This window comes from Achromobacter animicus (assembly GCF_040775605.1).
GTDB lineage: Bacteria > Pseudomonadota > Gammaproteobacteria > Burkholderiales > Burkholderiaceae_B > Achromobacter > Achromobacter animicus.
Genome location: NZ_JAYGJK010000001.1, coordinates 2374748 through 2387857, shown reverse-complemented (window position 1 = coordinate 2387857; position 13110 = coordinate 2374748). Strand labels below are relative to the sequence as shown.

General features: G+C 67.7%; 11 protein-coding genes. All 11 read right to left on the bottom strand.

Features of this window, described 5'->3' with window-relative positions:
* Positions 1 to 24: 24 nt before the first annotated feature.
* A complete protein-coding gene (locus tag AB3147_RS10755) occupies positions 25 to 1596 on the bottom strand; it encodes an ABC transporter substrate-binding protein (RefSeq protein WP_175138920.1) in 1572 nt (523 codons plus the stop codon).
* A gap of 144 nt (positions 1597 to 1740) precedes the next feature.
* Positions 1741 to 2943 carry a pyridoxal-phosphate-dependent aminotransferase family protein gene (locus AB3147_RS10750; RefSeq protein WP_246282979.1) on the bottom strand — a complete coding sequence of 401 codons (1203 nt, stop codon included), beginning with the start codon at positions 2941 to 2943 and terminating at the stop codon, positions 1741 to 1743.
* Positions 2940 to 3680 (bottom strand): class II aldolase/adducin family protein, encoded by a 741-nt coding sequence (locus AB3147_RS10745; RefSeq protein WP_367351916.1) that lies wholly within the window; start codon positions 3678 to 3680, stop codon positions 2940 to 2942. The genes AB3147_RS10750 and AB3147_RS10745 overlap by 4 nt, the downstream gene beginning before the upstream one ends.
* A gap of 18 nt (positions 3681 to 3698) precedes the next feature.
* A complete protein-coding gene (locus tag AB3147_RS10740) occupies positions 3699 to 4430 on the bottom strand; it encodes an FMN-binding negative transcriptional regulator (protein ID WP_367351915.1) in 732 nt (243 codons plus the stop codon).
* Between the two features lie 8 nt (positions 4431 to 4438).
* Complete coding sequence (locus tag AB3147_RS10735; RefSeq protein WP_367351914.1) at positions 4439 to 5419, bottom strand: alpha/beta hydrolase fold domain-containing protein; 981 nt, start codon at positions 5417 to 5419, stop codon at positions 4439 to 4441.
* Positions 5420 to 5467: 48 nt separating this feature from the next.
* Positions 5468 to 6394: a 2-hydroxyacid dehydrogenase gene (locus AB3147_RS10730; protein WP_367351913.1), complete on the bottom strand. Its 927-nt coding sequence runs from the start codon at positions 6392 to 6394 to the stop codon at positions 5468 to 5470.
* Positions 6395 to 6405: 11 nt separating this feature from the next.
* Entirely contained in the window at positions 6406 to 8058 is a 1653-nt protein-coding gene (locus AB3147_RS10725; protein WP_239214445.1) for an ABC transporter ATP-binding protein, read from the bottom strand.
* A 5-nt stretch (positions 8059 to 8063) separates the two neighbouring features.
* On the bottom strand, positions 8064 to 8927 hold the full coding sequence (locus AB3147_RS10720) for an ABC transporter permease (RefSeq protein ID WP_175138915.1): 864 nt from the start codon (positions 8925 to 8927) through the stop codon (positions 8064 to 8066).
* 8 nt (positions 8928 to 8935) lie between these two features.
* Positions 8936 to 9877, bottom strand: a complete 942-nt coding sequence (locus AB3147_RS10715; protein WP_175185139.1) for an ABC transporter permease — start codon at positions 9875 to 9877, stop codon at positions 8936 to 8938.
* Between the two features lie 18 nt (positions 9878 to 9895).
* Positions 9896 to 11479, bottom strand: a complete 1584-nt coding sequence (locus AB3147_RS10710) for an ABC transporter substrate-binding protein (protein ID WP_175138913.1) — start codon at positions 11477 to 11479, stop codon at positions 9896 to 9898.
* Positions 11480 to 11538: 59 nt separating this feature from the next.
* On the bottom strand, positions 11539 to 12972 hold the full coding sequence (locus tag AB3147_RS10705) for an amidase (protein WP_367351912.1): 1434 nt from the start codon (positions 12970 to 12972) through the stop codon (positions 11539 to 11541).
* Between the last annotated feature and the right edge of the window lie 138 nt (positions 12973 to 13110).

Here is a 13110-nt window from a genome sequence, read left to right as displayed (position 1 = left end):
CGCCCTGCCCGCCGCCCCGACCCGTTACTTGCCCCGCCAGAACAACGGCAACGGCGCGGCCACCATGCCGTCGAACTTTTTGTCGTAGGCCTTGAACTCCGAATAGCCGCCCAGCGGCACGAACATCACCTGTTCATAAGCGCGCTGCTGGATCTCGGCGGCGACACGCTTTTGCGCATCCAATCCCGTCACCGACTCGAACTCGGCGCGCAGGCGCTGGATGGTGTCGTCCCGGGTCCAGCCCGGATAACCGCCCTCGCCCCGCCCATCCAGATTGGCGTTCACGATGGGGTTGAGCAGGTCCATGCTGGTCAGGCTGGAATGGAAGATGCTCCAGCCGCCGTCGGCCAGCGGCGCGTCCTTGCTGCGCCGCGACAGCAGCGTGGCCCAGTCCATCGACTGCACTTCCACGTTCATGCCGATACTGCGCAGGGCCTGCGCGGTGACGGGCGCCAGCGTGGACAGGCTGCGCACGTCGGTGGGATGCAGGACGACGATCTTCTCGCCGGCATAGCCGCTGTCCTTGAGCAACGCCCGCGCCTGCGCCAGATTGGCGGGTTTGGTCTGCGTGGCGCCGGCTTCGGTCTGGTAGGCCGAGATGCAGCTCAACATGGCGCCGCACAGCTTGTAATAGGCGGGATCCCCCAGCGACGCATCCAGGTAGTCGGCCTGGTACAGCGCGGCCAGCACGGCGCGGCGCACCTTCACGTTGTCCAGCGGCGGCTGCTTCCAGTTCATGCGCAGCGTGTAGGTTTCCGATGCGTCGCCATAGCTTTGCACCGTCAGGGTCTTCACGCCATCCAGTTGCGGCAGCAGGTCGGGCGCCACGTTCTCGACAAAGTCGATTTCGCCCTGGCGCAGCGCGTTCACCGCGGTCTGCGCGTCCGGCACGTTGACGACGTCGATCCGGTCGAACATGGCGACCTTGCCCCCGGCAAAGCGGCTGGCGGGCTCCTTGCGCGGCACGTAGTCCGCGTTTTTCACATACGCGGCCTTCACGCCCGCCTGGAACTCGGCCTGCACGAACTTGTACGGGCCGGAGCCGACGGTTTCCTTGATGGCTTCGGACGGCGGCGTCGCCGCGATGCGCCGCGGCATGATGAACGGCACCGGCGAACCCGGTTTGGCCAACGCGTCCAGCAGCAGTCCGTACGGCTTGGTGAGCACGATGCGGAAGGTGTCGGCCGACGGGCTGTCCATGCTTTGGGTGACGGCGGACAGGCGCGAACCGATGGGATCGCGCTGCGCCCAGCGCTTGAGCGACGCCACCACGTCTTCGCCGGTGACCGGCGCGCCGTCGTGGAACTTCAGGCCTGGCCGCAACGTGAACACGTAGGTCAGCTGGTCCGGCGAAACCGTCCACGATTCGACCATCTGCGGCTGCGGGCGCGAGGCCGCGTCCAGCGAAAACAGCGTGTCGTACACCATGTACCCGTGATTGCGTGTGATGTACGCATTGGTCAGGACGGGGTCCAGCACACGCAACGGCGCGTGCATGACCACCTTGGCATTGACCGGCTCGGCCTGGGCCGGGCAAAGGGGAACCGCCACCGCGAGGACGGCCAGGGCGGCCGCCGCAAAACCACGTTGTCTCATCGTCTTATCCCGATTCAAGGTGAAGAAGAAATGGCGGCCGCGTCCGGGCCGCGTCTGAAAGCCGTTTCAGGGTTTCGTATCAGTCTTGCGTTTCAGTCTGGTGTTTCAGTCGTGCGATTCCGTCCTGCGCTTCAGTCTTGCGATTCACTCCTGCAGCGCCTTCACAGCCCCCTGCAGCGCCCCGTCGCCCACGGGAATCCCGCACGCCCGCAGCGCGGCATCTACCCCGCCCAGCGCGCCCAGGATCATGGCGGGATGCACGTCGCCCAGGTGACCGATGCGGAACATCCGTCCTGCAAGCGGCCCCAGCCCGCCCGCCACCGCAACGTGGAAGCGTTCGCGCGCAACGGTCCGCATCGCCTCGACGTCCACGCCGTCGGCGACCGAAATGGTCGTGACCGACACCGCGCGCGCCGCGGGGTCTTCAACGAACAGCTTCAACGCGCCGCCTTGCGACCACGCATTAACCGCCGCATGCACCGCATTCGCCACGCGCCGATGCCGGGCAAACACGGCCTCCTCGCCTTCGGCCGCAATCAGATCCAGCGCTGCCCGCATGCCTGCCAGCAAACTTTGCGGCGGCGTGCCGCAAAACTTGCGGTAGAGCAGATCGCTCTTGCGCTTGGCCCAGTCCCAATAGGCGCGCGGCGTGGGATTGGCCTGCGCGGCCTGCATCGCGCGCGCGTCCACTGCGGTGAAGGACAGCCCCGGCGGTCCCATCAGCGCCTTCTGCGACGCGCCGATCGCCACGTTGACGCCCCACTCGTCCATGCGGAACGGCGTGGCGCCCAAGGATGCGATTACATCGGCCACCAGCAGCGCCGGATGGCCGCTGGCGTCCATGGCCCGGCGCACCGCCGCAATGTCGCTGGTCACGCCGCTGGCCGTGTCGGTGTGCACGGCAAAGACGGCGGCAATGCGGTGCGCCGTGTCGGCGCGCAGCGCCGCCTCGATCGCGGCCGGATCCAGCGCCTGTCCCGGGCGGGTCGGCGTGCGCAGGGCCGTGGCGCCCATCGCCTCGGCATGCACGGCCCACGCTTCCGCGAAATGGCCGCTCCCCGCCACCAGCACCTGCGCGCCGGGCGCGACCAGATTGGCAATGGTGGCTTCCCAGGCGCCGTGGCCGTTGGCGGCATACATCAGGACGTCCGCGTGCCGGGTGCCCAGCAGGCGGGCAAGGCCCGCCTCGCAATCTGCGACCAGCTCGGCCAGCCGCGGATCGGACAGATCCATGCATTGGCGGCCCATGGCCTCGCGCACCGCATCCGGCACATGCGTCGGGCCGGGTGTATGCAGGAATTGCGGACCGGCCAATGCGGCGCGGGGTGTCGTCAGGCTGTCTTTCATTCGATTGTCTCCAGGTCCGGCTCCAGCAGGCGCCGCGCGGCGGTCCATACCCGCTGCGTGTAGATCGAGGCGGTGGGCCGTTCAAACTGGCTCGCGGTGCGTTCGCACACCGCCTCCGACGGGAATACCAGCGGCGCGCCGGCCGATTGGGCCTTGACCTGCGCCTGGCAGGCGCGCTCCAGGTAATAGATGTTGACGAAGGCCTCCGCCACCGACGATCCGGCCGCGAGCAGGCCGTGGTTGCGCAGGATCATGGCCTTATGCCGGCCAAGGCTGGCGACCAGGCTCTCGCGCTCTTCCAGGTCCAGCGCGATGCCCTGGTAATCGTGATAGCCCAACCGGTTGTAGAAGCGCAGCGCGTGCTGCGTGATCGGCAACAGGCCATCGCGCTGGCACGCCACGGCGATGCCGTCGGCGGTATGCGTATGCACCACGCACGCCAGATCGTGGCGCGCGGCATGCACCGCCGAATGAATGGTGAAGCCGGCGGCGTTGACCAGCTGGCTGTCGGCGTCGCCGGGATCGACCGGATTGCCGTCCAGGTCGATCTTCACCAGGTCCTGCGGGCGCATTTCGTGAAACAGCACGCCGTAGCGGTTGATGAGGAAATGGTGTTTGGTGCCCGGCACCCGCGCGCTGATGTGGGTGTCGATCAGATCGGTCATGCGAAAGTACGCGACCAGACGGTACAGGGCCGCCAGTTCGTCGCGCACGCGGGCTTCGGTAGGTTCTTGCATGATGAGGCTCCGGTTTCTTCAGGCGTTGTTCGGCGCGTGACCGGCGACGTGGGTCGCCACATCTGCCGGCAAATCCGATGCGAGATCCGACGCAAGATCCGCCGCAAGGCCCGCCGCAAGACCAGCCGCAAGATCGGGCTGCGCGCGAATCAACCGGGCTATCGCCACGCTCCCCGCGTCGCCGCGCCGTTCCAGCTGGCGGATCACGCCCACGCGGTCGGCCACCGACTTGTCCTGGTTCAGCTTCATCTTTCCTTCCAGCCCGGCAATTGGAATCTCCAGCGCCGCGATCGCCTTCAGGCGCGGGGCCGTCAGGGTCTCGGGCATGTCCGGAAAGCGCCATTCGCCGCCCAGCGGCGTGTCGTAGCACGCCACCGTCTCCGCCAGCACCGCACGGATGGCCTCGGGCGCCTCGATCAGGCGCGGCGCGCCCCGCGCATGAACGGCGGTGTAGTTCCACGTCGGGAAGGTCTGCTGATTCACGTACCAGCTGGGCGAAATGAACGCGTGCGGGCCCTGGAACAGCACCAGCGCCTGCGCGCCGTCCTGCAGGTCGCGCCACTGCGGATTCGCGCGCGCCAGATGGGTGACCAGCGTTCCGCGCCCGCCATCGTCGCGCAGCAGGAACGGCAGGTGCGTGGCGTTCGCGCCCGCCGCGCCCACGGTCACCAGGGTGGCGAAACTGTGCGCGCGCATGAACGCGTGCAGGACGCCGTTATCGGCTTCGGCATAGGCCGGCGGGGTATACATGTCGCCCCCTAGGCCTTGGCGTGCAGCCAGCGCGCCGTGTCGTCGAAGGCTTCGCCCGCGACCGCGGCAATGGAGACGGCCTCCAGGAAGCTGTGCGCGGTGCCGGGATACACCTTCGACGCGACGTCCACGCCGGCCTCGCGCAGCTTGCGCTCCAGTTCGATGCTGTCGTCATGCAGCGGATCGCATTCGGTCACCACCAGCCAAGCCGGCGGCAGGCCTTTCAGGTCGGCGCGCAGGATGTCCACGCGCGGATCGAAGAAGTCCTTGCCGTGGCGGATGTGCATGCCGCGGAACCAGATCATCATGTGCAGCGACAGGCCGTATTCGCCGGCGCCGTAGCGCACGACCGAATTGCGGAACAGGTTGCTGCCAAAGCCGCCGTAGTTCAGCACCAGCCCCTTGATCAGCGGGACGCCTTCATCGCGCAGCGTCAGCGCCGTGCCCATGGACAGGTTGGCCCCGGCCGAATCGCCGCCCACGAAGATCTGGCCGGCATCGATGTCCAGCTCGCCCGCCGACGCGGCAACCCAGCGCAGCACGTCCACGCACTCTTCCAGCGGCTGCGGGAACTTGGCTTCGGGCGCGCGGGTGTAGTCCACCCCCACCACCACGACCCCGGCGCGTTCGGCGTATTCGCGCATCACGCGGTCATGCGTGTCGATGCTGAACAGCACGAAGCCGCCGCCGTGGATGTACATGAACGCGCCCGGCAGCCGGCGCTCTGCGGGGTAATAGACCCGCACGCGCACGGGCCCGTGACGCGTGGCCACCTGATGTTCCATCGTGCGCGCCATCTGCGGGCCGCCCTGGGCCCACGGCAGGCGCACCTTCTCGGCATTGGCGCGGCCCTGTTCGATGGACAGGGTGTCGCGGCGCGGATACTGCGACGCGTCCGCCGCCATGCGCCGCAGGAATTCGGCGATCTGCGGGTCCAGAGGCGCAGGCGTGCCGGTCGGAATGGTGAACGCGGGATCTTCGAAATGCATGGAATGTCTCGTCTTGGGTTGGCAATCGGAAAACGCGGTATCGCGGCGTCAATAACCGCGCGTCAGGTCGACTGTGTGGGCCAGGGACTCGCCCTGCCCCAGCCGGCGGATGTTGGCCACGACCTGCTCGGCCACGGTGCCCGGCGACGGCATGGTCGCCATGTGCGGGGTGACGATCACGCCGGGCGTGGACCACAGCGGATCAGCGGGATCCAGCGGTTCCTGCGCGAACACGTCAAGCACGGCCCCGCGCAGTTGCCCGCGCGCCAGGGCGTCGATCAGGTCGGCCGCGACCAGGTGTTCGCCCCGGCCGCAATTGACCACCGCCGCGCCTTGCGGCAGCGCGTCGAAGGTGCGGCGGTTCAGGATGCCGCGCGTAGCGTCGGTCAGCGGCACCAGGCACACCAGCACGTCGGTGTTGGCCAGGAAATCGTCAAAGGCGTCCTCGCCGGCATAGACGCGCACGCCATCGATATTGCGCGGCGTGCGCGACCAGCCGTTGACCGGATAGCCCATTCCGGGCAGCACGGCGGCAATGGCGCCGCCCAGTTCGCCCAGGCCCATCAGGCCGATCCGGCACTGCGACGCCGGCGTCTGCGGCGGCCGGCTCCAGCGCGCGGCACGCTGGTTCGACAGCGCCAGGTCCAGCTTGCGATGAAACGTCAGCACGCACCACAGCACATACTGCAGCATGCCTTGGGCCAACTGCGGATCGACCACGCGGCAGACCGGCAGCCCGCGCGTGCGCTGGCCGTCCAGCAGGTTGTCCACGCCGGCGGCGATGCTGTGGATCAGTTTCAGGTTGGGCATGTCGTCGTACACGCCCACGGGCGGGTTCCAGCAGACCGCCACGTCGGCATGCAGGCTGCGCGGGTCCGGCCAGACGGCGACGTCCAGCTCGGGCGCCAGTCCCTGCAACAAAGGCTGAAAGTAGGAAAGATTGGCCGATCGGCTCAACAAGGCAACGCGTGTCATCGGGGTTTCCTTCAAGCGCCGGCCAATGCCAGTCCGGCCGGGGGCCGGCTGCCCAACCCGTCCTTGCCGGGAATGGCGGCCAGCAGTTCCTGGGTGTAGCTGCTTCCGGGCCGCGTGAAGATCTGCTCGGCAGGGCCGATCTCCATGACGCGGCCACGCTGCATGACGGCGATGCGATGGCACAGCCGGGCGGCCACGCGCAGGTCGTGGGTGATGAAGATCATGCTCAGGTTCAGTTGCGCGCGGATCCGCTCGAGCAGATCCAGAATCTGCGCCTGCACGGACACGTCCAGCGCCGACACCGCCTCGTCCGCGATCAGGATCTCGGGCTCCATCATCAGCGCCCGCGCGATCGAAATCCGCTGGCGCTGCCCGCCGGAAAATTCGTGCGGATAGCGCTTGAGCGCGCTGGCATCGATGCTGACCAGCGCCAGCATGTCGCGCATCCGCGCCTGCACGCGGGCCGGGTCTTCGCCGTAGTTCAGCGGCCCCTCGGACAGCGTGGCCTCGATGGTCAGGCGCGGGTTGAAGGACCGGTACGGATCCTGGAACACCATCTGGATACGCTTGCACCACTGCCGCCAGGCCGCGCGCGACAGATTCGACACGTCCTCGCCGTTCATGACGATGCGGCCCGACGTGGGACGCGCGAAGTGCGCCAGGCACCGGCCCAGCGTCGTCTTGCCCGAGCCGGATTCGCCGACGATGCCCAGCGTTTCGCCGCGCGCCAGCGACAGCGACACGCCATCCAGCGCATTGACCTCGCGCCGCTTGGACCGGAACAGGCTGGACGTCACGAAGCGCATGCCCAGGTTTTCGACCGAAATGACCGGGTCGCCCTCGGCCAGCGGCGCACCGGCGCCGAACTTGCCCTTGGGCACCGCGTCGATCAGCTTGCGGGTATAGGGATGCTGCGGATTCGCCAGCACGTCGGCGGCGGCGCCGGCCTCCACGATGCGGCCGTGCTGCATCACGATCACGCGGTCCGCGATCTCGGCCACCACGTCGAAGTCGTGCGTGATGAACAGGATGCCGGTGTCGTGGCGCTCGCGCAGGCCGTGCAGCAGCCGCAGCACCTGCGCCTGCGACGTCACGTCCAGCGCGGTGGTCGGCTCGTCGGCGATGATCAGCGCCGGCTCCATCGCCAGCGCCATCGCGATCATCACCCGCTGGCGCTGCCCACCCGACAACTGGTGCGGAAAGGCGTGGCGCAGGGTTTCGGGAGAAGGCAGCCGCATGTCGGTCAGCAGCGCCAGCACGCGCTGGTCGACCTCGCGGCGCGACAGCGACGGGCCGTGGAACTGGAAGATCTCGGCGATCTGATCGCCTACCTGCATCAGCGGGTTCAGGGCCGTCATGGGCTCCTGAAAGATCATGGCCATCCGGTCGCCGCGCAGCGCGCGCAGCTCAGCCAACGAGGCGTGCGTAATGTCGCGGCCGGACAGCAGAATCTGCCCGCTCTCCAGCTTGAGCACGTTCTTGGGCAAGAGGCCCATCACCGCGCTGGCCGTGACGGACTTGCCTGAGCCCGATTCGCCGACGATGCACACGATTTCGCGCGGGCTGACGGTGAGCGCGATGCCCTCGGCGGCGTAACGCCGGTCGCCGGCGCCGGGCAGGCTGACCTTCAGGTCGCGGATTTCCAGAATGGGAGGTGAGGACATCGGCTTCAACCCTTGCGTTGGCGCGCCATGCGCGGGTCCAGGCGATCACGCAGCGCGTCGCCGAACAGGTTCACGGACAGGATCAGCAGCGCCAGGAAGACGCCCGGAAACAGGACGATCCACGGCGCGCGCTGGAAGAACGGGCGGCCCTCGGAAATGATGCTGCCCAGGCTGGGGATCTCGGGCGGAAAGCCCAGGCCCAGGAAGCCCAGCACGGCTTCGATCAGAATGGCCGAGGCGCAGATGAACGTGGCCTGCACCACCAGCGGGTTGATCGTGCTGGGCAGGACATGGCGCCACAGCACGCGCCAGGTCGCCGTGCCCATGCCCAGCGACGCTTCGACGTAAGGTTCTTCGCGCACCGACAGCACCACGCTGCGCACCAGCCGCGCCACACGCGGAATCTCGGGGATGGCGATGGCCGTCACCATCGTGGGAATGGTCGCGCCGCCCAGCGCCACCATGGCGATGGCCAGCAGCAGGCCTGGGATGGCCATGATGCCGTCGATGATGCGCATCACCACCGCGTCCAGCTGGCGGAAATAGCCTGCCAGAAGGCCCAGCAGCAGCCCGGCGCACACCGAGATCACGCTGACCAGCGCCGCCAGCGTGATCGACAGCCGTCCGCCGTACAGCACGCGGGAGAACAGGTCGCGGCCCAGCGAATCGGTGCCCAGCCAGTATTCGGCGCTGACCGGCTTGAGCCGCATGCGGGGCGCCAGCGCGGCGGGGTCATGCCAGGTGATCAGCGGCGCCAGCATGGCCAGCCCCACCAGCGCCACCAGCAGCGCCAACCCGGTGAACATCATGGGATCGCGCGTCAGCGCGGGCCAGAAGGAACGGGGACGATCCAGAGCAGTTGTGGTCATGTCCGGCCTCAGTAGCGGATGCGCGGATCGAGCACGACATACAGCAGGTCGATCGCCAGGTTGATGAAGACATACACGAACGAGAAGAACAGGATCGTGCCCTGCACCACCGGATAGTCGCGCGCCAGCACGGCGTCGACGATCAGGCGTCCCACGCCGGGGATGTTGAAGATGGTCTCGGTGACGACCACCCCGCTGATCAGCGTGGTGAGCGCCAGCCCGATGACGGTGACGATGGGCACCGCGGCGTTGCGCAGGGCGTGGCGGTACAGCACGTAGCGTTCGGGCACACCCTTGGCGCGTGCCGTGCGCACGAAGTCTTCGCCCAGCACTTCCAGCATGCTGCCGCGCGTGATGCGGGTGATCAGCGCCACGAACACCGTTGCCAGCGTGATGGTGGGCAACGCCATGTGGTACAGAAACGTCCCGAACCCCGACGCCAACCCCGCGTAGCCCTGCACCGGAAACCAGTTCAGCTTCACCGAGAACGCCAGGATCAGCAGATAGCCCACCACGAACGCCGGCACCGAAAACGCCAGCACCGTGACCGCCAGCGTGACGCGGTCGAACAGCCCCTTGTGCCACCACGCCGAAAACACGCCCAGCGGAATCGCGGCAAAGATGGTGAGCAGGATCGCGCAGATGGCCAGCGCCATCGTCGGCCCCAGCCGCTGGCCGATCAGCGTGGTCACCGGGTCCTTAGAAATGATCGAGGAACCCAGGTCGCCTTGGAGCAGCGCGCCCATCGCCAGGGCGTATTGCGTGGGCAGCGGGCGGTCCAGGCCCATCTCGGCGCGGACCTGCGCCACGGCTTCCTCGCTGGCCATGTCGCCGGCGATGACGCGGGCGGGGTCGCCCGGCGCCAGCCGCAACAGCAGGAACACCACGGTGGCCACCACCAGCATCACGGGGATGGCGGCCAGCACGCGCTTGAAGATCAGATTGAGCATGATGGAGATCCCTTCCCGCTACTTGGGCGAGGTCCAGAAGAGCGGAATCGGCGCATCGACCATGTCCGCGAACTTGGCGTTGTAGCCCTTGAACTTGGAGTACCCGCCCAGCGGCACGTACATCACCTGTTCATAGTTGCGGCGCTGGATGGCCTGGGCCAGTTCGCGGCGTTCGTCCTCGGTGCGCGCGGCGGCGAAGCGGCTGCGCAGCTCGTCCATGACGGCGTCGTGCGTCCAGCCGGGGTACGTGGAATCCGCGCGCCCGTCCAGGTTGGGATTGCCCACCGCAGAGATCAGATCCAGGCTGGACATGTTGGACTGGAAGATGCTCCAGCCGCCCTGATCCACGCCCTCTTTCTTGCTGCGGCGGCTGAGCAGCGTGGCCCAGTCCATCGACTGGATCTCGACGTTCATGCCGATGCTGCGCAGCGCCTGCGCCGTGACGGGCGCGATGTTGGCGAAGATGGGCAGGTCGGTCGGATGCAGCACCACCACCTTTTCGCCGGCGTAGCCGCTTTCCTTCAGCAGCTTGCGGGCGTTTGCCAGGTCCGGCGGGTTGATCTGCGTGGCGCCTTCTTCGGACGCGTAGGGCGACACGCAGGTCAGCACCGCCCCGCACACCTGGTAGACGTCCGGATCGCCGATCTGCGCGTCCAGGTAGTCCGCTTCATACAGGGCGGCCAGCGCCGCGCGGCGCACCTTCACGTTATTGAACGGCGCCTGCAGCCAGTTCATCCGCAAGGTGAACATGTTGGAGTTCTTGCCGTAGGACTTGAGCGCGATGCCCTTGGCGTCCTTCAACTGCGGCATCAGGTCGGGCGGCACGTCCTCCAGGAAGTCGATCTCGCCGTTGCGCAGCGCGTTCACCGCGGTCTGGCTGTCGGGGATGTTCAGGAGTTCCAGCCGGTCCACCGTGACGACCTTGCCGCCCGCGAACGCACTGGCCGGCTCTTTGCGCGGCACGTAGCCGTCGAACTTTATATAGGTGGCTTTCACGCCGGCCTGGAAATCAGCCTGCACGAACTTGTAGGGGCCCGATCCGATCGTCTCGCTGATCGCCTGCGAGGCCGGCGCGGAGGCGATGCGCTTGGGCATGATGAACGGCACCGGCGAGCTTTCCTTGGCCAGCGATTCCAGCACCAGTCCGTAGGGCGCCTTGAGCTTGAGCGTGAAGGTGTCGGCGCCCGTCGCGGCGAGTTCGGCGGTGGCGTTCTTCAGGCGGTTGCCGATCGTCGCGTCGCCCGCCTGCCAGCGCTGCAGGGACGCGACCACGTCTTCAGCCGTGACCGGCGCGCCGTCATGGAACACCAGTCCGGGGCGCAATTTGAAGACATAGTTCATGCCGTCTTCGGACACCGTCCACGACTCCACCATCTGCGGCTGCGGACGGCCTGACGCGTCCATCGAGAACAACGTGTCGTAGACCAGATAGCCGTGGTTGCGGGTGACGTAGGCCGACGTGAGGATCGGGTCCAGCACGCGCAGCGGCGCGTGCATCACGAACCTGGCGGTGGTCTCGGCCTGGCTGGCGGCGGGCACGGCGGCCAGCGGCGCGGCTGCGGCCAGGAACAGTGCTGCGGAAAACAGAAAGGATCGCTTCATTACTTCCCCTTTATGGTTTGGTCCGGCGCCGGCGGCGTGCCGGCGGGCCTTGATGCGGATCAGGGCAGCAGGATCTGCCGCCCCGTCCAGGGCGCGGCGCGTTCCAGCTCGGCCGCCAGGCGCAGGATCTGGTCCTCGCGTCCGAAGTGCCCGATGAGCTGGCTGGCCACCGGTACCCCTGATTCCGTCCAGTCCAGCGGCAGGCTGGCCGCCGGCTGGCCCGAGGCGTTGATCACCGCCAGGAAGGTCGCATAGCGCGACACCTTTTCGCGGAACGCCCAGAATTCGCCCTCTAGCGCCAGGTCGCCCAGCTTGGCGGGCAGTTGCGCCAGCGTGGGCGTCAGCACCAGATCGACGTCCGTCATGGCCGACTCGATCGCGCGGCCGATCGCATGGAAGCGGTTGATCGAATCCACGTATTGCGTGGCGGTCAGTTCGCGGCCCACCGACAGGCCGTCGCGGATGACCGGCTCCAGGTCGTCGTCGCGCAGCTCGCGGCCGCGGATTGCCAGGCGTGCCTGCACGGCCAGCACGATGTTCGTGGCCAGCACGGTGCCGTGGGCACGGACGAATCCCGAATAGTCCAGGTCCGGCAACGGCGCGTCGACGACCTCGTGTCCCAGTTCCCGGCACAGGCGGGCCGTGCGTTCGACGGCGGCCAGGCATTCCGGCGCGATGGGGATGCCGTTCCAGGCCTGGCGCCACACGGCGATGCGCAGGGGCTCGCGGCGTTGCTCGCGCACCGAATCCAGATACGAGCCCGGCGCGGGCGGCGCGGCGTAGGGCGACCCCGGCGCATAGCCGCTGATCCCGTCCATCGCCGCCGCCGTATCGCGCACGCTGCGCGTTAGCACGCCTTCGCAGGCCATGCCGCCCCACCCTTCGCCGCGCGCCGGACCCATCGGCACGCGTCCGCGGCTGGGCTTTAAGCCAAACACGCCGCAGCAGGCAGCTGGGATGCGGATCGACCCGCCACCATCGCTGCCGTGTGCCACCGGCACGATGCCTGCCGCCACTGCAACCGCGGCGCCGCCGCTGGAACCGCCGACCGACCGGTCCAGCGCCCGCGGGTTCAGCGTGGCGCCGCCGTTGCGGCGCGCCTCGGTGGACGGTCCCATGCACAGTTCCGATACCGTGGTCCGTGCGAACGGGATCAGTCCCGACGCTTCGAAGCGCTGGGCCAGCGTCGCGTCGAACGCGTATTCCGTGTCGTCGAACAGCGCCGAACCCAGGCTGGACGGAAAGCGCACGCTCGGCAGACCCGAATCCTTGAGCAGAAACGGGATGCCGCGGAACAGGCCGCGCTCGGTCCAGCCGCCGGCCAATTTACGGCCCGTTTCAGGCTGCACGTAGGTCAGCGCGTTCAATGGCGCGCCGCGTTCTTCAGCCAACTGCAATGCGCATTCCATCAGCTCGGCCGGCGTCACCTGTCCGCGCGCCAGCAGCCCCGCCAACGCCAATCCGTCCTGCCCTTCGTACTCGTCTGTCCGCATGACTTCCCTGCAACCTTGATGCGCCTGGGTGGCCGGCGCGATAGCCCGCATCCGATTCGATGCCCTGCTTTTGCCGCCTACTTTTTAGGTATTGTTTAGCAATACCGATGTAGTTCATAAAAATATTCTAAGCGAGCA